The sequence below is a fragment of the Kitasatospora sp. NPDC088779 genome, assembly GCF_040685395.1.
Taxonomy (GTDB): domain Bacteria; phylum Actinomycetota; class Actinomycetes; order Streptomycetales; family Streptomycetaceae; genus Kitasatospora.
Window position 1 is genome coordinate 1 of record NZ_JBFBHW010000042.1, and the last position, 24,190, is coordinate 24,190.

The 24,190-nt window shown below is 74.8% G+C and carries 24 protein-coding genes; 13 read left to right on the plus strand and 11 right to left on the minus strand.

Annotation, left to right across the window (positions count from 1 at the left end; genetic code table 11):
- Positions 1-149: 149 nt before the first annotated feature.
- Positions 150-872 carry an alpha/beta hydrolase gene (locus tag AB0P03_RS30365; RefSeq protein ID WP_363631871.1) on the plus strand — a complete coding sequence of 241 codons (723 nt, stop codon included), beginning with the start codon at positions 150-152 and terminating at the stop codon, positions 870-872.
- 27 nt (positions 873-899) lie between these two features.
- On the opposite strand, the gene AB0P03_RS30370 is transcribed toward AB0P03_RS30365, so the two are convergent.
- From AB0P03_RS30370 to AB0P03_RS30380, 3 genes are all read right to left on the minus strand, one after another.
- Positions 900-1,457, minus strand: a complete 558-nt coding sequence (locus AB0P03_RS30370) for a universal stress protein (RefSeq protein ID WP_363631873.1) — start codon at positions 1,455-1,457, stop codon at positions 900-902.
- A 145-nt stretch (positions 1,458-1,602) separates the two neighbouring features.
- Positions 1,603-1,785, minus strand: a complete 183-nt coding sequence (locus AB0P03_RS30375) for a hypothetical protein (RefSeq protein ID WP_363631875.1) — start codon at positions 1,783-1,785, stop codon at positions 1,603-1,605.
- A gap of 106 nt (positions 1,786-1,891) precedes the next feature.
- The gene (locus tag AB0P03_RS30380; protein ID WP_363585239.1) at positions 1,892-2,563 is read right to left on the minus strand and encodes a helix-turn-helix domain-containing protein; all 672 of its coding nucleotides are present in this window, start codon (positions 2,561-2,563) and stop codon (positions 1,892-1,894) included.
- Positions 2,564-2,687: 124 nt separating this feature from the next.
- On the opposite strand from AB0P03_RS30380, the gene AB0P03_RS30385 reads away from it, so the two are divergent.
- Positions 2,688-3,506 carry an MOSC N-terminal beta barrel domain-containing protein gene (locus AB0P03_RS30385; RefSeq protein ID WP_363631877.1) on the plus strand — a complete coding sequence of 273 codons (819 nt, stop codon included), beginning with the start codon at positions 2,688-2,690 and terminating at the stop codon, positions 3,504-3,506.
- Positions 3,507-3,628: 122 nt separating this feature from the next.
- Here the strand turns inward: AB0P03_RS30385 and AB0P03_RS30390 are convergent, their stop codons facing one another.
- On the minus strand, positions 3,629-3,961 hold the full coding sequence (locus tag AB0P03_RS30390) for a ribonuclease (RefSeq protein ID WP_363585315.1): 333 nt from the start codon (positions 3,959-3,961) through the stop codon (positions 3,629-3,631).
- 350 nt (positions 3,962-4,311) lie between these two features.
- On the opposite strand from AB0P03_RS30390, the gene AB0P03_RS30395 reads away from it, so the two are divergent.
- Both AB0P03_RS30395 and AB0P03_RS30400 read left to right on the plus strand, forming a co-directional pair.
- Entirely contained in the window at positions 4,312-5,913 is a 1,602-nt protein-coding gene (locus AB0P03_RS30395; RefSeq protein WP_363631879.1) for a carboxyl transferase domain-containing protein, read from the plus strand.
- Positions 5,914-6,444: 531 nt separating this feature from the next.
- The gene (locus tag AB0P03_RS30400) at positions 6,445-6,819 is read left to right on the plus strand and encodes a transglycosylase SLT domain-containing protein (RefSeq protein ID WP_350879079.1); all 375 of its coding nucleotides are present in this window, start codon (positions 6,445-6,447) and stop codon (positions 6,817-6,819) included.
- Positions 6,820-7,129: 310 nt separating this feature from the next.
- Here AB0P03_RS30400 and AB0P03_RS30405 read toward each other — a convergent pair whose 3' ends face one another.
- Positions 7,130-7,609, minus strand: coding sequence for an HD domain-containing protein (locus AB0P03_RS30405; RefSeq protein ID WP_363585245.1), 480 nt, complete (start codon positions 7,607-7,609; stop codon positions 7,130-7,132).
- Positions 7,610-7,717: 108 nt separating this feature from the next.
- Here AB0P03_RS30405 and AB0P03_RS30410 point away from each other — a divergent pair, with 108 nt between their 5' ends.
- The 4 genes from AB0P03_RS30410 (at position 7,718) to AB0P03_RS30425 (ending at position 10,881) form a co-directional block, all read left to right on the plus strand.
- Positions 7,718-8,641: an AEC family transporter gene (locus tag AB0P03_RS30410; RefSeq protein WP_363631880.1), complete on the plus strand. Its 924-nt coding sequence runs from the start codon at positions 7,718-7,720 to the stop codon at positions 8,639-8,641.
- Positions 8,642-8,760: 119 nt separating this feature from the next.
- The gene (locus tag AB0P03_RS30415) at positions 8,761-9,108 is read left to right on the plus strand and encodes a hypothetical protein (protein ID WP_363585249.1); all 348 of its coding nucleotides are present in this window, start codon (positions 8,761-8,763) and stop codon (positions 9,106-9,108) included.
- Positions 9,109-9,274: 166 nt separating this feature from the next.
- Positions 9,275-10,162, plus strand: coding sequence for an alpha/beta fold hydrolase (locus tag AB0P03_RS30420; protein WP_363631882.1), 888 nt, complete (start codon positions 9,275-9,277; stop codon positions 10,160-10,162).
- Between the two features lie 191 nt (positions 10,163-10,353).
- A complete protein-coding gene (locus AB0P03_RS30425) occupies positions 10,354-10,881 on the plus strand; it encodes a hypothetical protein (RefSeq protein ID WP_363631883.1) in 528 nt (175 codons plus the stop codon).
- A gap of 58 nt (positions 10,882-10,939) precedes the next feature.
- On the opposite strand, the gene AB0P03_RS30430 is transcribed toward AB0P03_RS30425, so the two are convergent.
- Positions 10,940-11,203, minus strand: coding sequence for a dsRBD fold-containing protein (locus AB0P03_RS30430; protein ID WP_063350242.1), 264 nt, complete (start codon positions 11,201-11,203; stop codon positions 10,940-10,942).
- Between the two features lie 303 nt (positions 11,204-11,506).
- Here AB0P03_RS30430 and AB0P03_RS30435 point away from each other — a divergent pair, with 303 nt between their 5' ends.
- Both AB0P03_RS30435 and AB0P03_RS30440 read left to right on the plus strand, forming a co-directional pair.
- Entirely contained in the window at positions 11,507-12,445 is a 939-nt protein-coding gene (locus AB0P03_RS30435) for a DMT family transporter (protein ID WP_363631885.1), read from the plus strand.
- 110 nt (positions 12,446-12,555) lie between these two features.
- On the plus strand, positions 12,556-13,785 hold the full coding sequence (locus AB0P03_RS30440; RefSeq protein WP_363631887.1) for a GNAT family N-acetyltransferase: 1,230 nt from the start codon (positions 12,556-12,558) through the stop codon (positions 13,783-13,785).
- A gap of 63 nt (positions 13,786-13,848) precedes the next feature.
- On the opposite strand, the gene AB0P03_RS30445 is transcribed toward AB0P03_RS30440, so the two are convergent.
- From AB0P03_RS30445 to AB0P03_RS30455, 3 genes are all read right to left on the minus strand, one after another.
- On the minus strand, positions 13,849-15,264 hold the full coding sequence (locus AB0P03_RS30445; RefSeq protein WP_363585259.1) for an MFS transporter: 1,416 nt from the start codon (positions 15,262-15,264) through the stop codon (positions 13,849-13,851).
- Positions 15,261-15,950, minus strand: a complete 690-nt coding sequence (locus AB0P03_RS30450; protein ID WP_363631889.1) for a helix-turn-helix domain-containing protein — start codon at positions 15,948-15,950, stop codon at positions 15,261-15,263. The genes AB0P03_RS30445 and AB0P03_RS30450 overlap by 4 nt, the downstream gene beginning before the upstream one ends.
- A 114-nt stretch (positions 15,951-16,064) precedes the next feature.
- Complete coding sequence (locus tag AB0P03_RS30455; protein WP_363631890.1) at positions 16,065-16,769, minus strand: hypothetical protein; 705 nt, start codon at positions 16,767-16,769, stop codon at positions 16,065-16,067.
- 317 nt (positions 16,770-17,086) lie between these two features.
- On the opposite strand from AB0P03_RS30455, the gene polX reads away from it, so the two are divergent.
- Positions 17,087-18,856 carry a DNA polymerase/3'-5' exonuclease PolX gene (polX, locus tag AB0P03_RS30460; protein ID WP_363631892.1) on the plus strand — a complete coding sequence of 590 codons (1,770 nt, stop codon included), beginning with the start codon at positions 17,087-17,089 and terminating at the stop codon, positions 18,854-18,856.
- 134 nt (positions 18,857-18,990) lie between these two features.
- On the opposite strand, the gene AB0P03_RS30465 is transcribed toward polX, so the two are convergent.
- Positions 18,991-19,869: a PfkB family carbohydrate kinase gene (locus AB0P03_RS30465; RefSeq protein ID WP_363631894.1), complete on the minus strand. Its 879-nt coding sequence runs from the start codon at positions 19,867-19,869 to the stop codon at positions 18,991-18,993.
- A gap of 3 nt (positions 19,870-19,872) precedes the next feature.
- Positions 19,873-20,856 (minus strand): pseudouridine-5'-phosphate glycosidase, encoded by a 984-nt coding sequence (locus AB0P03_RS30470; RefSeq protein ID WP_363631895.1) that lies wholly within the window; start codon positions 20,854-20,856, stop codon positions 19,873-19,875.
- A 136-nt stretch (positions 20,857-20,992) separates the two neighbouring features.
- Between AB0P03_RS30470 and AB0P03_RS30475 the strand changes: the two genes are divergently transcribed.
- The gene (locus AB0P03_RS30475) at positions 20,993-21,895 is read left to right on the plus strand and encodes a LysR family transcriptional regulator (RefSeq protein WP_363585271.1); all 903 of its coding nucleotides are present in this window, start codon (positions 20,993-20,995) and stop codon (positions 21,893-21,895) included.
- A gap of 144 nt (positions 21,896-22,039) precedes the next feature.
- The gene (locus AB0P03_RS30480; protein ID WP_363631897.1) at positions 22,040-23,704 is read left to right on the plus strand and encodes a peptide-N4-asparagine amidase; all 1,665 of its coding nucleotides are present in this window, start codon (positions 22,040-22,042) and stop codon (positions 23,702-23,704) included.
- Positions 23,705-24,190 lie beyond the last annotated feature (486 nt).

The following is a 24,190-nucleotide window of genomic DNA, read 5'->3' on the forward strand; positions in this document are numbered from 1 at the left end:
CGCCAGGCCCGGATCGCACGGACTCTTCCTACTGAAAGTAGGACGTGCTCTGGTAGCACCACTGACGCCTGACGAGGAATCATCTCCCTCGCGACGAGAAGTACAGTACCAGCTCCGTGATCAGTCACCGAACCGGAGGCGAACCCCGCATGACGAGCGCTCAACCCGAGGCCACCCCGTACGCCGACGGACGGCTCATGGACGTGCACCGCCCGTCCGCCGGCACCGCCGGGCCCGCGCCCGTCGTACTGCTGTGGCACGGCCGGGGCCCCGACGAGCGCGACGTGCTGCGGCCGCTCGCCCGGGAGGCCGCCGGGCTCGGCCTGCTGGTGCTCGTCCCGGACTGGCGCTCCGACCGGCCTGACGGCGGCCGCGCCGAGCTGCTCGCCTCGCTCGCCCACGCCCGCCGCACCGCCGCCGCGTACGGCGGGGACCCGGACCGCCTGATCCTGGCCGGCTGGTCGCTGGGCGGCCGGGAGGCCATAGCCGTGGCCACCCACCCCGACACCCCCGCCGAGCGGCGTCCCATCGCCGCCGTCGGCATCTCCTCCAGCTACGCCCGGCCGGCGATCACCACCGGGGACGCCCCTCTCGACCTGCTGGCCGAGCAGCCCTCCCCCGTCCCGCTCTGGCTGGTCCACGGCACGGAGGACGGGGTGCTGGACATCGAGCACACCCGGCAACTGAGCGCTGCTCTGACAAAGCAGATGTCCGCGGTACGGGTTCTCGAACCCGCCACCGACCACGCGGGCGTCATCATGACCGTGTACGACGCCGAGGCGGACCGCTGCCTCCCCACCACCGCCGAAGCGGTGCTGCGCGCCGGCCGCCGGACCGCCGCCGTCCTCGCCGAGGCCGCCGGGCTGTCGTAGGTAGCGGCACCACAGGCAGGGCGCGGCCTACCGCCCCGCGACGAGGGAGCGCAGGCCGTGGCCGCGTTCCATGGCCTCCAGGTCGCGCTGCAGCGGCGGCCGGGGGACGGCCAGGACGGGGCAGCTCGCGTGCCGGACGCAGTAGGCGGTGACGGAGGGGCGCAGCGCCCGGGAGAGGCAGCCGCGGCTGCTGCCCGCGCCGAGGACGAGCAGGTCGTCGGGGTGGTCGGCGAAGCGGACCAGGGTGTGTCCGGTGTCGCCGCGGACGGCCTGGCAGCGCAGCCGGACTCCGGCGTAGCGGCCGGCGAAGGCCTCGTCGAGGGCTTGCCGGAGCCGGGCGACGGCGGCGTCGCGGCCGGCGGTGATGGCGGCCGGGCAGGGTGTGCGGCGGTAGCCGATCTCTTCGCCGGGTGAGGTCCAGCAGAGGAGGGCGAGGACCTCGGCGTCGGTGCGGTGGGCTTCGGCGACGGCGTGGTGGAGGGCGGCGAGGCTGCCGAGCGAGCCGCTGACGCCGACGACGATCCGGCCCGCGCGGCCGGCCCGCTCCGCTGCCTCGTCCGCGCCGGATATCTCGCTGTCCGCCATGGTGCGCCCCGCCTCTCGGTCCGTACCGCCGTGCTGTGCTGTCGTCCTCCAGCAAAGCGGGCCGGCACCGCACCTCCGGCGCCCGTTGACACGCCTCTGACGCGCGCGCGGGTGTTCCGTACGTGTCCCTGATGCCCCGGGGTCGCTACGACGCGGTCCGGTACGCCTCCAGGTGGTCGGCCAGCTCTGCGGGGTGGCCGGGCATGGGGCAGTGGTCACCGGGCATCACCGCCACCACGTCGTGGCCCCGCCGGCGCAGTTCGGCCTCCAGCAGGTGCCGGTACCACGGGCCGGACGCGGCCCCGGGAATCAGCACGTACGCAGCCATCGTCAGTGACCTCTCGGCAGCGCAACGGGCAGTCCGGACATCCTCCTCCATCCTCGTCACGGCACTCTGGTGAAGGCCGACCGTTTCCCGGTGTGAAACGGCTTGCCTATCCCTCCGGTGGTTCGGCTTCCCAGAGGTCGGCGAACATCCGGTCCAGGTGTTCCTCGCCGATCGGGGGGACCGGCAGCGGGTGGGTGGCCTGGGTGCGGAAGCCGTCGAGGAGCAGGGCGAGGTAGCGGCGCCAGAGGTCGGGGCGCAGGTCGGTGGTGGCGGGCAGGGCGCGGCAGAGCGGGCCGAGCAGGAAGAGCAGGTCCATGGTGACCACGTCGCGCCGCATGGTGCCCTGGTCCTGGGCGCGGGCGATGAGGGCGCCGACGGTGGCGGCGTTCCGGCGGCTGATCTCGATCATGCCGGGGATGGTGGGGATGGCCTGGGTGACGAGGTCGTTGATGCCCCGGTCGGCGGCGACGAGTTCGAAGATGCGCTCGAAGTAGTGTTCGAGCGCGGTCCAGGCGTCCTCGGCGGCGAGGGCTTCCTCGCCGGCCCCGGCCAGGCCGACGGCGGCGTCGGCGAACACCTCGCCGATCAGCGCCTCGCGGGTCGGGAAGTGGCGGTAGAGGGTGGCGTTGCCGACGCCGGCCTCCTTGGCGATCTGGTCCAGCGGGACGTCGAGGCCGTGCCGGGAGAACATGCCGCGGGCGGCGGCGAGCAGCAGGTCGCGGTTGCGCTGGGCGTCGCGCCGGAGCCTTCCCGGGGGGTTCGCGCTGCTCGGTGCCATGTCCCGACCCTAGCAATCCCGGGGGCGGGTGGTCGGGCGGCGGTCAACTACCCTACGGAGGCGTTGATTCCGCGAGGGGTCCGGAGCGGCTCGCGAGGGGCCGCGGTGAGTCGAGGGGGCGGCCATGGCCGAAGTGGTGGAGTTGCGGTACTACCCGGTGAAGGGGTGCGCCGGGGTCGAGGTGGCGCGGGCGGAGCTGACTCCGGCGGGGCTGGCCCACGACCGGGCGTTCATGGTGGTGGACGAGGACGGGGTGTTCCGCTCCCAACGCCGGGACCGCCTGCTGGCCACGGTCCGCCCGACGGTCGGGGAGGACGGCCGCCGGCTGACCCTCGACGCCCCGGGTGTGGAGCCGGTGACCGTCGCCGTGGACACCGAGGGTCCGCGCCGGGCGGTGCAGTTGTTCGGCGCCCCGTTCTTCGGGATCGACCAGGGCGAGGAGGTGGCCGGCTGGCTGTCCGGGGTGCTGGGTGTCCGCAGCCGGCTGGTCCGGGTGCCGCCGGAGCACGACCGGGTGACCGACGGGCTGGTGCCGGGCACGTCCGGCTACGCCGACAGCTGCGCGGTGCACCTGCTGTCCCGCGCGTCGCTGGAGCGCTTCAACGCGCTGAGCGGCGGACTCCCCGTGCCGGCGGACCGGTTCCGCCCGAACCTGGTGGTGGACGGCTGGGACGAACCGCACACCGAGGACCTGGCCCGCCGGATCACCGTGGGCGGCGCCGAGTTGGCCTATGCCAAGCTCGCGATCCGCTGCTCGGTGACGCTGGTCGACCAGTCGACGGGCGCGAAGGCCGGTCCGGAGCCGCTGCGGACGCTGGCCGGCTACCGCCGGGCGGCGGTCGGCGGGGTCGCGTTCGGCAGCAAGTTCGCGGTGCTGCGGCCCGGCACGCTGCGGGTCGGGGACGAGCTGGTGGTGGACGCCTGGGGGCCGTCCGAGCTCTGAGGCCGGTCGCGGCGGGCCGCCGGGGCGGGCGGGGGGCCGCCCCTCGGCGATCCGGCGGGCCCGTCGTTCCGGCGGCCCCGGCGGAGACGTGCGCCGGGGCCGGGAGGGGCGTGGGGCGCGTGTCAGCAGCCCTGGTCGATCAGCGAGAACGTGACGTAGTGGTCACCGGTGTAGTAGTCCTCCTGGGTCGCCTGACCGGTGATGATCCGGCGGGTGCCGCGGGTCGGGGCACCGGGCGTGATGACGGTGTACTCGTGGTAGTAGCCGTTGGACTGGCTGGGCAGGACGTGCTCCCTGTTCTGGAACACGACGCCGTCCTGGGAGTACGGGAACGGCCCGTCGGTGGCGATCAGGTTGAGGGTGTCGGTCGCCTCGGGCGGGAGGGCGGACAGACACACCGTGCCGCTCACGTCGGCGTGCGCCTCGGTGGCGACGGCGACGGGCGCGAGGGTCATCAGGGCGACGGCGGTGACGGCGGCAGCGCGGGTCTTCCACGCGCGTAGAGTGCGGGTCATGTCCACCAGTGTGACCAGCCACCGACAACTCCGGAAGCCCTGCGACAAACTATTAACCGACGGGTAACTCACCTGTCTGACCAGCGACTTGAGCCGTATCCCAGCTCCGACCCGAGCCCGGCCGGCGCCGCCCACGAACCGCCCGGACACCCCATGGGTCGACCGCCGTCGAACTAGCAACCCGACCGCTGTCGGCTCCTCACAGCTTCCTCACGTTCGCTCCCCGCTCCAGTCGCGCCGCATAGAGTGACGGATCATGTCGGACCGGAACGACCGCTGACGGGGTGGGCATGAACACGGGGACGAACACGAGCGCGGGCACGGGACCGCACCCGGCCACAGCCACGGGCGCGCCGCTGACCGCGCGGCAGCTGATCGGACTGCTGGTCGACCCTGGCGCCTTCCAGGGCTGGGACGAGCCGCCGGCCGACCCGCCCACCGACCAGACCGACCCCGGCTACCGCGCCTCGCTCGACCGGGCCCGCGCACGCACCGGTCTCGACGAGGCCGTCCTCACCGGTGCCGGCCTGGTCGGCGGGCGGCCGGTGGCGCTGGTCGCCTCCGAGTTCGGCTTCCTCGGCGGCTCGATCGGCGTGGCCACCGCCGAGCGGATCACCCGCGCCGTCGAGCGCGCCACCGCCGAGCGGCTGCCACTGCTCGCCCTGCCCGTCTCCGGCGGGACGCGCATGCAGGAGGGGTCGGCGGCCTTCCTGTGCATGCTGCGGATCACCGCCGCCGTCCAGGCGCACCGCGCGGCCGGTCTCCCCTATCTCACCTATCTACGGAACCCGACCATGGGCGGGGTCTTCGCCTCCTGGGGCACGCTCGGCCAGCTGGTGTTCGCCGAGCCGGGCGCCCGGCTCGGCTTCCTCGGCCCGCGCGTGTACGAGGAACTGCGCGGCGTGGAACTGCCCCCGGACGTGCAGCGGGCGGAGACGCTCGCCGGACGCGGCCTGGTGGACGCCGTCGTGCCGCCGCAGGACCTGCGCGAACTGGTCCGCCGCACGCTCGCCGTCCTCGCCACCACCGCGCCCGCCCCGGGCAGCACGGACACCAGCGGCACCGGCGCCCCCGGTCCCGGCCCCGGCCTCGCTCCCGACCCCACCCCCGACGGGGCCGCCGAACACCCCGACGCCTGGGACTCCGTCCGCCGCACCCGTCGCCCCGACCGCCCGGGCACCCGCGAGCTGCTGCGCCACACCGCCGAGGAACTGGTGCTGCTGGACGCCCCCGGCGGGCGGGACGGCGCGCTGGTCCGCGCCCTCGCCGTCCTCGGGGGTCGGCCGGTCCTGGTGGTCGGCCAGCAGCGGCAGACCCCGGAGCACGAGCGCCCGTTCACCGCCGCCGACCTGCGGGCCGTCCGGCGCACCGCGCGGGTGGCGGAGCAACTGGGGCTGCCGCTGGTCACGGTCGTCGACACGGCCGGGGCCGAACTGTCCGCGCAGGCCGAGCTGGACGGGATCGCGGTCGAGATCGCGCACTGCCTGACCACCCTGCTGGCGCTGCGCACGCCCGTCCTGGCGGTGCTGCTCGGCCAGGGCTCGGGCGGCGGCGCGCTGGCGCTGCTCCCGGCCGACCGGGTGCTCGCCGCCGGGCACGCCTGGCTGGCGCCGCTGCCACCGGAGGGCGCGTCCGCGATCGTCCACCGGGACGGCGGGCACGCCGCCGAGCTGGCCCGCTCCCAGGGCATCGGCGCGGGCCACCTGGCGGAGGTCGGGCTGGTGGACGAGGTGGTCGAGGAGCGGCCGGACGCGGCGGACGAGCCGGAGGCGTTCTGCGCGCGGCTGGGACGGGCGGTCGGTGCCGCGCTCGGCGGGCTGGCGGCGCTGCCGGAGCCGGACCGCCTCGCGGCGCGGGCTCTGCGTCACCGCCGGCTCGGCGACCTCCGCTGAACCCCCGGTGGGGCCCGCCGATCTCCGCCGGGGCCCGACGGTCTCCCCCGGGCCCCCACGGGTGTGGCGCCGGTCTCAACGGCGGCGAGATCGTCTGTACCCAACGTGCCGGCGGCAGACCGGCGGGTGACGGCCTCAGCGGCCCAAACGGTGAGTGCGCTCACACCGGAATGCGGTCCACGACGGGCGATAGTGGCAAGTCCCGGGCACCCGCGCCCCGCCCCGCCGACGGGGCGTTCGCGCAGGTCACCGCCGGTCGGCGCGCTCCGCGCAACCGACCCTTCGAATCCACGGCGGCCGCCCCCCGTACGACCGGGGGTCGTAACAAGGGGGTCTTGGCGACGCCCGATCCGGCATGCCAACAATGGCTCAGTCGTCAGCCGCACCGGCACCTGTCCCGCCGGTAGCGACTTACTGCCAGGTCACGCCCCACGACCATTTCGGCCCCTGTCCGGCCATGGTCCAAGGCGGGGCGTGACCCGGCCCAACCCGATTGAGGTCCTGTTCTTCATGCCCACTTTCAAGCTCCGTATGCGCACTTCCGCCGCGATTCTCGCCGGCGCCGCCGGTCTGACCGCCCTGGGCGCGGGTGTGCTGCCCGCCACCGCGAACGCCGCCACCCTGTCCCCGCAGGCCGTGGCCGCCCAGATCGTCCCGGCGAACCAGCTGGCCTCCTTCAGCCAGATCATCGCCCACGAGTCCAGCTGGAACGTGACCGCGACCAACGCCAGCTCGGGCGCGTACGGCCTGGCCCAGGCGCTGCCGGGCTCCAAGATGGCGACGCACGGCTCCGACTGGAAGACCAACGCGACCACCCAGATCAAGTGGGCGCTGGACTACATGAACTCCCGCTACGGCAGCCCGAACGCCGCCTGGACCTTCTGGCAGGCCAACCACTGGTACTAAGCCGACCACCTCGGCTCACCGGACTCCACCCGCATCCTGACCACTCCCCCCTCACCCCGGGGGTCGGACAGGGATCACCGGGGTGACCCCAGAGGGCCCGGGCCCGCGCGATCCGCGTGGCCCGGGCCCTCTCGTGGTTCCCACGCACCTCTCGCGGGTCGCGCGGTGCCTCCCGCCGTTCGCCCGACCCGCCCCCGGCTCACCCGGCCCGCTCCCGGCTCACCCGGCCCGCTCCCGGTTCGCCCGACCCGCCCCCGCCTCGCCCGACCCGCTCCCGGCTCGTCCGGACGCCCGGGCCGCGCCCCGTCGCTCAGAGCTCGCCGGTGAGCCCGAGCAGTTCCCGCATCCGCGCGTACTTGGCGGCCAAGCGCTCGGCGGTCGCGACGTCCAGCGCGGCCAGCCGGGCCGGGTCCGAGTTGTGGGCGAGGTCGGCACGCTTGACCAGCAACGCGCCCGGCGTGGCCAGGACCCGCGCGGTGTACGCCTCGACCGGCTCGTCGGGGCGGCGGGTGAGCGCGTCCACGATCGTCTTGGTGGCCTCGGACAACGCGGCCCCCGCCAGCCACTCCCGGCTCAACCGGTCGTCCTCGACGGTGTCGTGCAGCCAGCCCGCCGCGATCTGGGCGTCGCTGCCACCGCGCGCGGCCGTCCCGTGTGCGACCGCCGCGATGTGCTCGCCGTACGGGTGGCCGTTCTTGTCGACCTGCCCCTCGTGCGCGCGCCGGGCGATCGCCTCCACCTCGGCCAGGCTCAGGTACTCGGGTTCCATCGGCGCGTTCTCGGGCTCCATCGGCTCATCGTAGGCCCGTGGTCTCCCCGTTCACGCTCACTGGTTTACTGCCCCGGGGCGGGAGACCCCCGGCCCACCCGGCAGACCGTCCGAGCGATCCGAGGAACCATGCCATCCCTGCACCCCCTGCTGTCCGGATTCGCCCCGATCTGGGCGCTGACCGGGGTCGGCTACCTGGTCGGCCGGACCGGGCTGCTCGGGCCGCACGCGGAGCCGGTGCTCAACCGGTTCGTCTTCCACGTGGCGATGCCGGCCTCACTGTTCCTGATGATCGTCCGCACCCCGCTGGACCACTTCGCCAACCCCTCGATGCTCGCCTTCACCGCCGGCACCGTCGTCTCGATCGGCCTCGGGCTGCTCGCCGGGCGCCTGCTGTTCCGGCGCAAGACCGGCGAGTTGGCGATCGGCGCGATGGCCTGCGGGTACGTCAACTCGGCCAACCTCGGCATCCCGGTGGCGATGCAGCTCCTCGGTGACGCCTCCTTCGTCGCACCGGTGGTGCTGTTCCAGATCCTGGTGGTCACGCCCGCGGTGCTGACCGTCCTCGACGGCGGCGCGGCCGGCCGCCGGGCCCTGCTCACCCTGCCACTGCGCAACCCCATCCTGTTGGCCACCGCGCTCGGCGCCGCCGCCTCCGCCTGCGGGCTTCACCTGCCCGCCGAGCTGAACCGCTCCTGCGAACTGCTCGGCGGCGCCGCCGTGCCGACCGCCCTGGTCGCCCTCGGCATGTCGCTGCACAACCGCCCGCCGGCCACCGGCCGTTCGCGCCACGCCGAGGTCGGGCTGACCGTCGCGGTCAAGACCCTGATACAGCCGCTGGTCGCCTTCGCGGTGGCCGGCCCGCTGCTCCACCTCCCCGCGCACCAACTCCTCACCGTGGTGCTCTTCTCCGCCCTGCCCACCGCGCAGAACGTCTACGTCTACGCCCGCGAGTACGGCCAGGGCACCGGGCTCGCCCGGGACTCGGTGCTCTGGTCGACCCTGGCGTCGATGGCGACCCTGTCGGTGATCAGCTGGTCCCTCGCCGCGTAGCCGAGGCCTTCCGGAGAGGTGACGACCACCCGTACACGGCACGACAGCTGTCCCCCGCGAGCCGTACAAAAGCGGGGAACCGGGGCCCTCGTCGGACTCCCGGTGGAATGCTGGCGCCCATGAGCCAACCGGACCTTCGTTCCGCAGAGTTCCACCACTGCCCGTCCGTCGTCACGCTGCCGCAGACGGACGTGGACCACTACAACACCGTTCCGCGCGGTGCCTTCCTGATCGATCCGCGCCTGCGCTGCGACCTCGCCGGCGGGCACGGCGGCACCCATTCCGCGCTGGTCCAGGGCGTCGGCTTCGACCTGCACTGGGCGTCCTGGCCCGAGTACCTGGTCGAGGTCGGGCCGCGCTGCCCGGCCGTCGGCCCGTACGAGGGGCCGGAGCCGCCGCGCGACCCCAACATCTGCCTGCTGCGCGAGGACCACCCCGGGCCGCACTACGGCGAGACCTGGTTCTGACACCCCGCCGGTCACTCCCCCAGACCGGTGGTGCCCGCCGAGTTCGATCCCAACGCCTCCCCGGGCCGGCCGGGGTCACCACCCGGCCGGCCCGGGAGGCGTCCACCAGTTGGATCAGCGCCCGCAGATCGGCCGGGCGCTGCCTTCACCCCCGCGGAGTCCCATCATGTCCGCCCGCACCACGCCCTCCCCCGCCCGCACCGCCGCCTTCCTCACCGCCTACGACGCACTGCTGGCCCGCTGGCCCGTCCAGGTCGAGCACCTCACCGTCCGAACGCCCCACGGCACCACCCGGATCAACGCCTGCGGCCCGTCCGACGGCCGCCCCCTCGTCCTGCTGCACGGCGGCGGCGCCACCTCCACCATGTGGTTCGCCAACGTCGCCGCGTGGACGGCCGCCGGGCACCGCGTCCTCGCCCCCGACCTCATCGGCGACCCGGGCCGCAGCGTCCACGACGGCGCCCCGCTCGCCGGCGTCCCCGGGCTGCTCGGCTGGTTGGACGCCGTCCTCGACCAACTCGGCCTCCCCCGGGCCGACTTCTGCGGCCACTCCCACGGCGGCTGGATCGCCCTGGAGTACGCCCTGCACGCGCCCGCCCGGGTCGGCCGACTCGCCCTCCTCGATCCCACCCAGTGCTTCGCCGGCTTCCGCCCCGACTACCTGCTGCACGCCCTGCCGCTCTTCCTCCCCCGCCGCACCGCCGCCCGGGCCCGCGCCTACCTCGACTGGGAGGCCGGCGACGGCCCCCGCCCGGACCCCGGCTGGCGCGAGGTCTACGCCCTCGGATACGCCGACTTCCCCGCCACCCGCGTCGTCACCGGCCCCCGCCCCGGCCTCGACCGGCTGCGCTCCCTCACCACCCCGACCCTCGCCCTGTTCGCCGAACACAGCCGCACCCACCACGCCCCCCGGGTCGCCGAGGCCGCCCGCCGCGCCCTACCCGAGGCGACGGTCGCCGTCCTGCCGGGCCTCTCGCACCACCACCTGCCCATGGCGGGCGCGGCGGAGGTCAACGCCCGGCTGACCGGATTCCTCGCCGCCCCCCGCGGCTGACGGCAGGGCCGTTCGGACGGCACGGGCGCCACGCCCGCGGCGAACCGGCCCTGCCCGGCCGCTGCGCACAAGCCGCCGGCGACGGATTGGCCCGAACTCGCCAGCGTCGCCAAATCCCTTGTACCGCACTCGACTTGGCGCTGGCAGGCTGACACCGCCACGTCGGCCCACTCACACCTCACGGAGCAGCCATGCCCGCGTTCGTCCGACGCCTCGCCCCCGCGGCGGTGCTCGCGCTCACCGCGCTGGCCGTCACCCCGGGCAGCGCGTCCGCCGTGGACCGTGACGGGCCGGCCGTCGCCGCCTCGGCGGGCGAACACCCGGGGCTGACCTGGACCGCCCTGGAACAGCGCGCCGGTGTGGTGCACGTCGGCACCGACGGCGCCAGCAACCCCTACCTCGGGGACACCGCCGCCGACACCGAACTGCCGGTGCTCTGCCTCCACCAGGACGGCCGCCCGGCCCCCACCGGGATCCCCACCGCCGGCTTCCACAGCTGGGCGGGCGGGGAGGTCGCCGCGACGGCCCCGACGGCCGGGTCCGACCTGAGCAACCGGGACGACGCCGACGGGCTCTGCGAGGACTCCTTCGGCGCCGGCTGGCGAATGGCCGAGTTCCACGACGGGCAGGGCTGGTCGCTCTGGGCAGCCGGCACCCTCCCGGCGGGCACCCGGTTCTGGACGGCGATCAACGACCAGCCGGCCAACCCCTGGTCCTGACGTCCGCGTGGTCCCGGGCCGTCCCGTGCGAGCGCGGGACGGCCGACGGGGGCGGGGGTCAGTAGATCAGGTACCCCGGGCGGTGTCCTTCGTCGTCGATCTCCCCGGTGGCCTGCGCCCGCAGCTTGCGGGACAGCTCCTCCAGGGCTCGGGAGGCCGCGACCTCCTCACCGATCCTGGCGAGCGGGCGGTCGTCCGTGCTCTTCATCGACTCCCCGTGGGCGCGCAAGCCCGGCGCCCGCGCACCGGTCAGTCTGGCCTCGCACGCCGTGTGCACTCCGTCTTCCTCGAAGCTCAGCTCCACGTCCCACTGGTTGTGCATGCCACACCTCCTGGCAGCGGCCCCCTCGCGCCTGTCCGGACCGGCACGGACGGTGAGCCGTGGCGGCCGCTCACACCAGCGTGCGCCCGTCCGGCCCGTGGCGGCAAGCGGGCCCGGCCCGGGGCTGCGGACCCGACCGGGAACCAGTTCCCCCACCACGGGTCTCCCGGCCGCGGCTGCTCTCCGCCGCCGGCCGGGCCGCGTCGCCGCCCCGGCGGTACGCTGACGGAAGCGCGCCGCGACCGCCGACCGAACCCGGACCCGCCGGCGCGGCGCGGGCAGTGACAACCGGGTGGTCCCTCCGTGGCGGTCTTCCTCCTCGCCCTCGGCGCCGCCTGCTGCCTGGGCCTCGGCTTCGTCCTCCAGCAGCACGCGGCGCAGCGGGCGCCCCGTGCCGACCTGCTGCACTGGCGGCTGCTCCTGGACCTGATGCGGATGCCCGAGTGGCTGCTCGGCACCGGGTTCATGGTGTGCGGACTGATCCTGTCCGCGCTCGCCCTCAACCAGGGCGAGGTCTCGCTCGTCGAGCCGCTGCTCGCGACCAACCTGCTGTTCGCCATGGCGCTCTCCCGGGTGCTGACCCGCCAGACCCTCGGCCGCTCGGGCTGGGCCGGGGTGCTGCTGCTCGGCCTCGGGGTGACGGCGTTCATCGTGGCCGGCCGGCCCACTGGCGGCGGTGCGCCCGCCGGGGAACTGCGGCACTGGCTGGTGGTCGGCACGGTGGTCGGGCTGACCCTGCTTCTGGTCTCGTTGGCCCGGCGGCTGCCGCTGTTCGAGGAGGCCACCCTGCTGGCCCTCGCCGCCGGTCTGCTCTACGGCCTCCAGGACGCGCTGACCCGCACCACCACCCAGCGCCTCGACCACAGCGGGCTGGACGCGGTGCTGCGCAGCTGGCAGCCGTACGCGGTGGTGGCGGCGGGCGTGGTCGGGCTGCTGCTGGTGCAGAGCGCCTTCGAGGCCGCGCCGCTGCGGATGTCCCTGCCGGCGCTGACCGCCGCCCAGCCGCTGTCCGGGATCGCCTGCGCGGTCGGCTTCCTCGGCGACCGGCTGCGGGTCACGCCGGGTGCGCTGGCCTGGCAGTCCGCCGGACTGCTGGCCATCGTGGTCGGGGTGATCGTGATCGGCCGCCACCCGGCGATGCCGGGCAGCGTCCGCGAAGCCCCGGAGAGCGTCGGGGCGCCACCGGAGGACGAGCGGCCCGAGGAAGGCCCCGGAGGCCGTCCGGGAAACGGTCCGGCCTGACCACCGGTGCCGGAGCGTAATTCGCTTGACCGGGCCACGGGTCAACGCTGCACTGTGGCGAGGCACACGGGCCGTGGTGCCGTCGTCATCCAGGGGAGGAAGCGGTAACGATGGAGATCCGTCCGACAACCGATCAGGACCTCGACGTCTACGTCGACACGCTCCATGCCGCGTTCGGGCTCTTCCCGGAGACCCCGGCCGACGGCGGCGGGCTCTGGTGGTCGGCGACCGAGATGGACCGCAACCTGCTCGCCGTGACGGCGGACGGGCGGCCCGTCGGCACCGCCGGCGCGTACACCTTCGAGCTCACCCTGCCCGGTGAGGCCCTCGTCCCCACCAGCGGGGTGACCGGCGTCGGCGTCCTGCCCTCGCACCGGCGCCAGGGCGTGCTCACCGCGATGATGCAGCGCCAGCTCGCCGAGTTTCGGGCCCGCGGGGAGTTCCTCTCCGTACTGCTGGCCTCCGAGGCCGTGATCTACCGCAGGTTCGGCTACGGACCGGCGACCTACACGCAGCGGCTGACGGTGCCGCGCCATCAGGCCGCCTTCGCCCTCCCCCGGGCGCGCGGAACGGCCGACACTGCGGCGCCCGGCCCGGGCACCGGCTCGATCGAGCTGCTGCGGCGGGCCGAGTGCGGCGAGATCCTGGAAGCGGTCTACGACCGGTACCGCCGCGCACAGCCCGGCGCACTGTCCCGGCCGCACCGCTGGTGGGCCTTGGGCGCGGGCCGGCCCCCGGTCTCCTCGGCGTCGCGCTACGTCGCCGTCCACCGGGATGCCGACGGTGTCCCGGACGGCTACGCCTGCTACTCGCTCGGCGACGGCACCTTGACGGTCGACGAGACCATCGCCACCGACGACGCCGTCGCCACGGCCCTGGCCCGGTTCGCGCTTGAACACGACCTGGTCTCCCAGGTCGTGTTCAAGCACGTTCCGTCCGACCACCCGCTGCGCTGGCAGCTTGCGGACTTCAACGCCGGCGAGGGGAGCAGCAGCACCGACTGGCTCTGGGTGCGGCTGCTGGACGTCCCGCGGGCGCTGACCTCGCGCGGCTGGTTCGTGGACGGCGAGCTCGTCCTCGACGTCGACGACCCGTTCCTCGGCGAGCACGGCCGCTACCTGCTGACCGTCCGGGACGGGAAGGCCGAGTGCGTCCCGACGGACCGGGAGCCCGACCTGTCCCTGGACGTGAGCGACCTGGGCTCGGTCTACCTCGGCGGCACCACCCCGAGCACGCTGGTGCGCGCCGGGCACATCCGGGCCCACCGCCCGGGCGCGGCCGCCCTCGCCGACGCCCTCTTCAGCGCCGAGCGCGCCCCGCACTGCCTGCACTGGTTCTGACCGACTGGTTCTGACCGGCTGGTTCCGGCCGCACGCTCGCCTCGCCGCCCCTGTGCGACAGGCCTACGGGCGCGCCGGGACCGACGCGGGCGCGAGCTCGGGCTCCGTCGCCGGCTCAGGCCCTGTCCCCGGCTCGGGCTCGGGCCCTGTCCCCGGCTCGGGCCTCGCCTCGTCGGCAGTGCCCGTCCGGCCGCGCCGGCGGTCCATCTCACGCCACTCCGGCCGCAACCCGGCCAGGTTCGTGGAGGCGAAGTAGAGGGCGCCGCCCGCGACCAGGGTGGGTATCAGCCCGACGAGGCCGACCGCTGCGCCGGCCAGCAGGCCGCCGAGCGGGATACCGGCCCAGGCGAGGGAGTCGCCGAGGGCGTGGACGCGGCCGAGCAGGTGGCGGGGCACCCGCTCGAAGAGCACCGCGCCGAGGATCGGGTTGAGGAAACCGCCGCCGAAGCCGCCGACCGCGAAGACCGTGAGCACCACCCACAGCGGCGCGCCGCACGCGAGCACCAGGAAGCGCGGGGCCCCGACGAGCAGGAAGCCGGCGAAGAACACCGTCCGGCGGGGCAGCCGGTGGGCGACGGCCGCCGCGATCAGGCTGCCGACGACCGCCGTGATTCCCCCGGCGGTGCCGGTCAGGCCGATGGCGGCCGGGCCGTTCCCCGACTCCCGCGCCCAAACCGGGAGGAGGACCGTGATGAACCCGGCGTCGAGCAGGTTGGTGATGCCGACCAGCACCGTCACGGTGAGCAGCAGCGGATCGGAGCGCAGGAAGGTGAAGCCCTCGCGGAACATCCGCCAGTAACCCACCGGTTCGGCCCCGGACTTGGACTCGGACTCGGCCCCGGCGGCCTGCTCGCCGGCGGATGCCAGGGCCGCCGCGCGCCCCATCCCGCGCGGCAGGGCGAAGGCGATGACGAGGGACCCCAGGGCGAAGGTGGCGGCGTTGAGCGCCAGCCCGGCCAGCGGGCCCATCAGCGCGACCAGCCCGCCACCGACCGCCGGGCCGACCGTGGAAGCCAGCCGTTCGGTGACGCCGGAGAGACCGGTGGCGCGCTCCATCGGCACCCGGGCGCGGTCGGCGGCCTCCGGGACCATGACCGATTTGGCCAGATCCCCCGGGCCGCGCATCGCGCCGATCACCGCGACCATCGCCAGCAGCACCCCGAACGGCAGCAGCCCCAAGGCGTGCAGCAGCGGGACCAGCCCGGCCGCGACGGCGCTCACCAAGTCCGTCGTCCAGGACACCACCCGCGGCCCGAGCCGATCGACCAGCGGCCCGGTCAGCGCCTTGACCAGCACGTACGGCGCCATCTCGGCGAAGGCGACCAGGCCCGTCATGGTGGCGCTGCCGGTGGTGGCCAGGACGAACCAGGGCAGGGCGATGGCCGAGACACGCGTCCCGGTGATGGAGACGGCCATCGCGGAGAGCACCCCGACCAGCGGTCGGAGGCTACGCGCGGGCGCGTCGGCGACGGTGGTCATCGGGACCCCGCCTCACCGGTGTCGGTGTCGGTGTCACTGTCGGCACCAGCGCCGGTGTCGGTGTCGGTGTCGGTGTCGGCACCAGCGCCGGTGCCGACGCTCGCGTCGGGCAGCACGTGCACGACCACGGAGACCCGCTCGGTGCCCTCCGGGGCCGGCCCCTCCGCGTCCAGCGCGCGGTAGCGCCGCACCACCGCGGACAGATCAGCGGCCAGTTGCCCGGCCTCCTCGGGGGTGAGCTGCAACAGCACGTCGCTGAGGCCGACCGCCTTGCGCCACTCCCGCGGCATCGTCTCGAAGGCGTCGACCGACCGCTGTGCGGTCAGGGCGTGGGCGGTGAGGACGGACCGGAGGAAGCCGACGGCCGTGTCGGGCTCCTCGTCGGCCATGTCGTCACCCGTCCAGACGGTGAACTTGTGGGCCGAACGCCACCACCGCTCACGGGCGTTTCCGCGCTCGGGATCCTCCTCGACGAAGCCCGCGGCGGCGAGCTGGCGGAGGTGGTAGCTGGTCGCCCCGGAGTTGAGCCCCAGCTGCTCGGCGAGCCTGGTCGCCGTGGAGGGGCCGTGCTTGCGCAGCAGCCCGACCAGCTGCATGCGCACGGGGTGGGCCATCGCCCGCATGCCCTTGGCCGTGAGGACGATGTGGGGGTCATCGCTGTGCATCCAGCCGCGTTCATCGGTCATGGCAGGAGCGTAGAACCGCAAAGACATCTTTGCAAAGGGTTTTTTGCGAAGATGTCTTTGCGGTGAGCAAGAGGGTCGCGAAGGGCCGCACGCCGACCGTCCGCCGGCCTTCCGTCAGTCGTGCGCGACCACCAGCAGCAGCACCACCGTCAGCCCGCCGCCCGGCGTGGCCTCCACCGCCAGCCGCCCGCCCGCCGCCAGCACCAGGCTGTGCACGGCGGGCCCGACCGGCCCGTCGGCGCGGGCGCCCGCGAGCAGCCACTCCCGCGCCCCGGGCAGCTCGGACGACCCCCGGTCGGCCACCCGGATCTCCACCCGCCCGCGCGGTCGCGCCGCCCCGCTCAACCCGGCCGCCCGCAGGGCCGTCGCGGCCGGGCCCGGCCCGCCCGCCACCTCGGCGCGGACCAACACCCGCCCGCCGGGCGGGTTGCGCCGGATCGCGTGGTCGACCAGGCCGGCGAGCGCGGCCTCCAGCCGCCGGGCGTCCGCGGCCACCACCGGCAGCCCCGGCGCCAGCCGGGTCGTCACCGCCGCCGCCCGGCCGCCGCCGCGCACCACCTTGCGGACCACCTCGGCCACCTGGACGTGCCGTGCCTGCGGCTCGCAGCCGGCCTGCCGGCCGGTCCACTCGACGCGCTCCAGTTCCGGCCGGGACAGCTCCCGGGGCCCGGCCATCTCGCCCGGTCGGAACGGTCCCGGTTCCTCGCCCGCCGCCGCGCCGCCGGGCCCGCCCGTACGGCCGGGGCCACCCGGCCCGCCGAGGGCGCCGAGTGCCCTGGCCCCCGATGCGACATAGCCCCAGAGCTTCCCGCTTGCCATCGCCCTGCCCCTCGCGCATCGCCGGCGGCCGTCATCAGTACCGCGGCCGACCGGCGCGGGCCGCTTCCCAGGCCCTGCTGTCAGCCTGCACCTCACTCGTTCGGGTGACAATCCGGCTCCGGGACGCGAACCGGGCACCACCCCCGCCGGTCGGCCGGTGCCACACCCGCCGACCGGCGGGGCAGGCCCGGGCTCCGGCCCGCCGCGGGCCCGCGACGCGGCGCCGCCGACCCCGGGCCGGGCCTCACGAACTCCCTTCGCCCGCCCGGAGGTCCGCCGCCCGGGCCGGAGCCCGGAGACCCCCCTAGACTGGCCCCATGCCCCGGCTCAACGACCAGGTGCGGGAGCTGCTCCAGGAGTACGCCGACCTGATCAACATCACCGGCGGGGACGCCTTCCGGGCGCGGGCCTACGAGAAGGCCGCCCGCGCGGTGGGCGGCCACTCCGAGGACGTCGCCGGCCTGGACGCCAAGGGCCTGCAGCAGATCCCCGGCGTCGGGAAGTCCACCGCCGAGAAGGTCGCCGAGTACCTCACCACCGGGCGGATCACCGCCCTGGAGGCCCTTCGCGTCGAAGTCCCGTCCGGGGTCCGGGAGATGACGGCCGTGCCCGGCGTCGGCCCCAAGCGCGCCCTCGCCCTCTACCGCGACCTGGGCATCGCCTCCGTCGACGACCTGGCCGAGGCGGTCCGCTCCGACCGGCTGTCCGGCGTGGCGGGCTTCGGCGAGCGCAGCGGCGAGAAGATCCTGCACGGCATCGAGTTGCTGCGGCGCTCCGGCGGCCGCACGCTGCTCGACGCGGCCACCGAACTGGCCGAGCAGCTCGTCGCCGCGCTGTCCGCCGTGCCCGGCTGCACCCGCTGCGCGTGCGCGGGGTCGCTGCGCCGGATGCGCGAGACGGTCGGCGACGTCGACGTGCTGGCGACGGCCGCCGACTCCGCCCCGCTGATGGCCGCGCTCACCGGACTCCCGTACGTGGCCGAGGTGATCGCGAGCGGTCCGACCAAGACCTCGGTGCGCACCACCGGGGGCGTGCAGGTGGACCTGCGGGTCGTCCCGGAGGAGGACTGGGGCGCGGCACTCGTCTACTTCACCGGATCGAAGGCGCACAACATCAGGCTGCGCACGATGGCCGTCCGGGCCGGGCTGAAGCTCTCGGAGTACGGCCTGTTCCGGACCGCCGCCGAGGGAGCGGACGGCGAGGAAACGGACGGCGAGGGCGCGGACGGCGCCAAGGTGGCGTCCGCGACCGAGGACGAGGTGTACGCGGCACTCGGCCTGCCGTGGATCGCGCCGCCGCTGCGCGAGGACCGGGGCGAGATCGAGGCCGCCCTGCGCGGTGAACTCCCGGATCTGGTCCAGGAGTCGGACCTTCGCGGCGACCTGCACACGCACACCGACCTGACCGACGGCCTGGCCACCCTGGAGGAGATGATCGACACCGCGGCCGCCCGCGGCTACTCCTACTACGCCGTCACCGACCACGCACCGGACCTGGTGATGCAGCGGATGACGGACGAGAAGATGCTCGCCCAGCGCGAGCGGCTGCGCCGACTCGCCGACCGCCACCGGAAGCTGCGCCTCCTGCACGGCACCGAGCTGAACATCGGCCCGGACGGCGGGGTGGACTGGCCGCCCGGGTTCCTGGCCGGCTTCGACGTCTGCGTGGCCTCCGTGCACTCGCACTTCACCGCCGACCGGGCCGCCCAGACCCGCCGGCTGATCCGCGCCTGCGAGAATCCGCACGTGCACGTCATCGGCCACCTCACCACCCGGAGGATCGGCCGCCGCGGCCCGATCGACGTCGACCTGGACGCGGTGTTCGTGGCCGCCGCGCGCACCGGCACCGCGATCGAGATCAACAGTTCCCCGCAGCGGCTCGACCTGCGTGACGAGGACATCCTGCGGGCGAAGCGGCACGGCGTCCGCTTCGCGATCGACAGCGACGCCCACGCCACCGGGCAGCTCGCCTACCCGCGCTTCGGCATCGGTACGGCGCAGCGCGGCTGGCTCACCGCCGAGGACGTGATCAACACCTGGCCCTGGCAGCGGCTGAAGCGTTTCCTCCGCAAGGACGCGCTGCGCTGAGCGGGCCGCCGGGCACCCGGTGGGCGGCCCCCGGGCACAGGGCCGCCCACCCTATGGTCAGCTCGACACCGCCCCGAGCCCACCCCGCCGCCGCCCCGACGCGGTCCCGAGCCCACCCCGACGCCTCCCCGAGGTCACCGCTCCGCGAACGAGGCCCCCGGCGTGGCCAGCACCCGGGCCGCGCTGCGGTGCCCGAGGCCGGCGGCCAGGTTCAGGTCGCCGGCCTCCAGGAAGCCGGCCAGGAATCCCGCCGCGAAGGCGTCCCCGGCGCCGGTGAGGTCGCGCACCTCGCTCACCGGCGGCACGGGCACCGTGAACGGCGCGTCCCCGGGCACGTCGACGGTGGTCGCCTCCGCGCCCGCCTTGGTGACCACGGTGGTGGCCGCCAACCGGGCCCGCTCCGGCCCCGGCAGCCCGCCCACCAGCAGGCCCAGGTACTCCGCCTCGGACCGGTTGGCGAACACGAAGGTCGGCGCCAACTCGGCCAGCAGGGCGAGGAAGCGCTCCCGCCCGTACTGCTCCAGCATGCCGGTCGAGGAGGCGTCCACCGAGGTGGTGCCGCCCGCCCGTCGGACCCGCGCCAACGCGTCCACCGCGGAGCGGCCGACCGGATCGCCGTCGAAGGAGTAGGCGGGCACGTGCAGGTGGGTCAGGCCGGCCAGCCACTCGTCCGGCACCCGGTCCAGCAGCTTGGCCGCGCCGCGGTCGGGCAGCATGGTCCGTTCGCCGGTCTGGTCGATCAGGACCACGATGCTGCCGGTCTGGCCGCGCCGGGCGACCCGTACGTCCACGCCGTGCCCGGTCAGCTCGGCGACGACGCCGTCCCCGACCGGGTCGGCGCCGACGCAGCCGATGAACCGGGCCGGGTACTGACCGGCGGCGAAGCTCGCGACGTTCGCCGCGCTGCCGCCGCGCCGCCGGAAGACCTGGGCGCTGGAGTCGGTGCCGTGCCGCAGCGGGCCGTCGACCCAGACGACGATGTCCTCGACGAGGTCGCCGAGCACCCCCAGCACGGGTCAGGCCCCGCTGCGGGCGGCGGCCGCCAGCGCGGTCGCGATCTGGCCGCCGAGCCGGACGTTGCCCCGGTAGACCTCGACGTTGACCTCCAGGCTGCGGCCCTGGGTGTCGCGCTGGATGTGGTCGAGCAGGAACGGCGTGGAGGCGTTGCCGGTGACGCCCTGGCGCTCGGCCTCGGCCCAGGCGCGGGCCAGGATGCCGTCGAGTTCCTCCGGCGGCAGCTGCTTGGCGGGGTCCACCGGGTTGGCGATCAGGACGGCCTGCGGCAGGGCGAGGCGGTCGCGGGCCTCGATGAGCCGCGCGGCCTCCTCGGGCGACTCGACGCTGAAGTTGATCTCGTGGCCGGAGTCGGTGACGTAGAAGCCGGGGTACTTGCGGGTGCGGTAGCCGATGACCGGGATGTTGAAGGTCTCGAAGCGCTCCAGGGTGGCCCGGATGTCGAGGATCGACTTCACGCCCGCGCTGATCACGGTGACCGGCGTGGCGGCCAGGGTGGTCATGTCGGCCGACTCGTCGAAGCTCTCGGAGGCGCCGAAGTGGACGCCGCCGAGGCCGCCGGTGGAGAACACCCGGATGCCCGCCCGGTGGGCGAGGAAGGCGGTGGCCGCGACGGTGGTGCCGCCGTGGCGGCCGAGCGCGGCGACCACCGGCAGGTCGCGCAGGCTCACCTTGTCCAGGCCGTCCGTCGCGGACAGTTCGGTGATCTGCTCGGTGCTCAGACCGACCGTGGGCACGCCCGCGTGCACGCCGATGGTCGCCGGGACGACGCCCGCCTCGCGCAGCTGTCGCTCGGCCTCCAGCGCGACGGCCAGGTTGCGGGGGCGCGGCAGGCCGTGGGTGAAGATGGTCGATTCCAGCGCGACCACGGGCCGGCCGTCGGCCACGGCCTGCGCGACCTCCTCGGAGACGCGGATGGCCCGCGCGGAACGGGTGGCCGGCGCGGAGCCGACGGCTTCGGGGGTGCTGGGGGGCAGTCCGGTCATGGTCGGATCTCTCTGTGAGATGCCACTGCGGTGGGGCAACGTGTCGCTCAGCGTATGGACGGTTCGCATCGGAATCCAGAATGAGTCCTGGGGCTTTCCATAGGCTCGGACCTATGGGTTGGCTTAGGCTTGGGCCATGGGCTTCACCTTGCGTCAACTTGAGGTCTTCCTCACCGTCGCCGAAACACTGCACTTCGGACGGGCCGCCGAACGGCTGCACATCTCCCAGCCGACGGTCAGCCAGGAGGTCGCCCGGCTGGAGCGGACCGTCGGTGTCGAGCTGTTCGACCGCAGCCGCCGCTCGGTGGCGATGACCGAGGCCGGCGAGGTGATGGCCGCCGAGAGCGCCCGGCTGCTCGGGCAGGCCGAGACGCTGCTGGCCCGGGTGCGGCTGCACGAGGAGTCCCGGCTGGGGACGGCCCGGATCGTCGCCTCCCCCAGTGTGGTGAACCGGCTGCTGCCCGCCGTGGTCAGCCGCGCCGAACAGGAACTGCCCGCGCTCACCACCGCCGAGGTCGCCGTCGACACCGGCCAGGTCTCCACCGCGCTGGCCGCCGAACTCGCCGACATCGGCCTCGGCCGCTTCCTCGACGAGGTGGCCGGCTACCGGCTGGAGCGGATCGCCGACGAGCCGGTGCGGGTCGCCCTCGGCCGGGACCACCCGCTGGCCGGCCGGACGAGCGTGCGCCTCGGCGAACTGCGCGACCTGCCGCTGCTGCTGTGGCCGCGCGAGCAGCACCCGCGCTACTACGACCACGTGCTCGGCCTGTGCGCGGACCACGGCGTCGACCCGCCGGTCCTGGTCAGCCCGCCGCGGATCGTCGGCTCCCGGCTCTACCTGCTCGCCCGCAACCGCGCGTTCTCGCTGGTGCCCGGCTCGATGACCGGCCACCTCACCGAGGACGTGGCCACCGTCCGGCTGGACGGCCGGGCCACCCTGCCGCTGGAGATGCAGTGGCGGCTGGACGACCGCCGGCCCCGGCTGGCCACCCTGCGCGACCTGATCCGCCAGGAGGCGGCGGCCCTGGAGGTCGACTAGGGCTTTGCCGGGCCCGCGACGCCGGGCACCCGAAGCGCCCCCGGCGAATCCTTGACGCTGGCATGCCACCGCCGAAAGGATGCCCGGACCGCCCACCCGGCCCGCGGCAGCGCCCGCCGGCCGCCCGACCCCTGGGGACCAGCCTTGGCCGTCCGCCCGCTGCTTCGCCGCGCCGCCCGCCTCCTCGGCGCCGCCGCCCTGACCCTCGCCGGCACCCTCACCGCCGCCGCCCCCGCCCACGCCGACTTCGGCACCGACTACCACGACCCGGTCACCGCCACCCGGCCGCTCACCCGCCCCGACACCCGCTCCTGCACCGTCGAGGTAATGCACGACCAGCAGTTCCGCAACGGGTACGGCAACCCGCCCGACACCCCGTACACCACCACCCTCACCCCGCCCGCCGACTGCGCCGGGCCCTGGTCGGCGGTGGTCCTGGACCTCCACGGGCAGGTCGCCGGGCGGCAGTTCGACCGCATCTTCAGCGCCCGCGTCGGCGGCGTCCAGGTGCTGCTCTCCTCCACCCCCGAGCCGTCCAAGGACGGCATCGAATGGAAGCTCGAACGCGATCTCACCCGCTACGCCCCGCTGTTCGCCGCCGGCCCGCAGCCGTTCTCCCTCGACCTCGCCAACGTCACCGACGCCACCTACACCGGCGTCTTCACCATCAGCGCCAGTGTCACCTTCTACACCGCGGACGACCGCCGGCCCGCCGCCCGCGCCGCCGACCGCCTGCTCACCACCGGGCCGTTCGCGCTCACCCAGGCCGCCCCCGCCGCCACCCGCGAGCTCACCTTCCCGCAGAACCTCGAACGCCTCACCGCCGAGGTCTACACCCGGGGCGGCGGCGCCTGCGAGGAGTTCGCCTACGCCTCCGCGCCCGACGCCTTCGTCAGCGCCAACCCCGGCCTCGGCTCCTGCGGCAAGGGCCCGTTCCGCGAACTGCGGCTCACCGTCGACGGGCGGACGGCCGGCGCGGTCTGGCCCTACCCCGTCATCTACACCGGCGGGTGGGATCCGCTGCTCTGGCGGCCCGTCCCCGGCGTCTTCGCCTTCGACCTGCCCGCCTACCGGCTCGACCTCACCCCCTACGTCGGACTGCTGCTCGACGGCCGCCCGCACACCGTCGGCATCGCGGTGAACGCCACCGAGGCGCAGAACAACGACACCTGGACCGGCCAGGTCAACCTCTTCGCCGACGTCGACCACGGCACCGCCCGCACCACCGGGCAGCTCACCGACCACCGGGTCGCCCCCGAGGCCGCCGTCGACACCCGGCTCACCGACCACGGCGGCGGCAGCGGCGACTGGACCGTCACCGCAGGCCGGCACGACCTCGCCCGCGGCTGGGTCCAGACCTCGCACGGCCGGATCACCACCGAGGTCCGCGACGACCTCGCCTTCCGCTCCGCCCAGCAGCTGCGCGACAGCGGCAACGACGTGACCCTGCACAACCGCACCGACCTCACCCGCACCACCGCCACCTGGGGCGGCGGCCCGCACCGCACCACCACCGTGCGCGAGGGCGAACCGCTGGACGTCACCTACCGCGTCACCCACGACGCCGCCGGCAACACCGACCAGCGGACCGCCATGGACCTCGGCTACCACCGCGAGGCCACCGCGGCCACCGGCGGCCACGTCACCGAGCGTTCGACCGTCGACCACACCCTGCGCCCCACCGCCCGCCGCCACGACGGCGACTCCACCGTCCGCACCGGCACCAGCACCGAGGACTACCGCAGCACCGGGCCCGACGGGCCGTACCACCGCACGCTCTCCTTCGTCGACGGCTGGCCGAAGCCGTAACACCGCCCCGAATCTCCCGACTTGCGAAATCCATCCGATTTCGGGCGGTTGACCCCTGGTGCACACGGTGTGGGAAGCGCATGATGGGAGGTGGACCTGCGAGGCAGCTGAAGGAGTTCGACCGCAGGAGGCAGTGGTGACAGATCGAGACGGATCAGGGTCTGCCACTGGCACTACCTCGGTCGACGATCGAACTGCCAGGCCGGAGGACACGATGTCCGGAGGCCACCCCCGCCTCGTAGGTTCCCCGCGTCCACGGAGCGCCCCCTCGGCTCCGTGGACGCGTCCGTCGCGGCAGGGCCCGTCACTGCGGCGCCCGTGACCGCGGGGCCCATCGCCGCGGCGCCCGTCACTGCGGCACCCATCACTGCGGCACCCATCACTGCGGCACCGGGTAGCCCGTCCCCCAGGCGTGGACGGCGATGCCGACCGGCGCTCCCCGTCCGCCGCCGATGCGGCCCGGCGGGAAGTTCACGTCACGGCCCC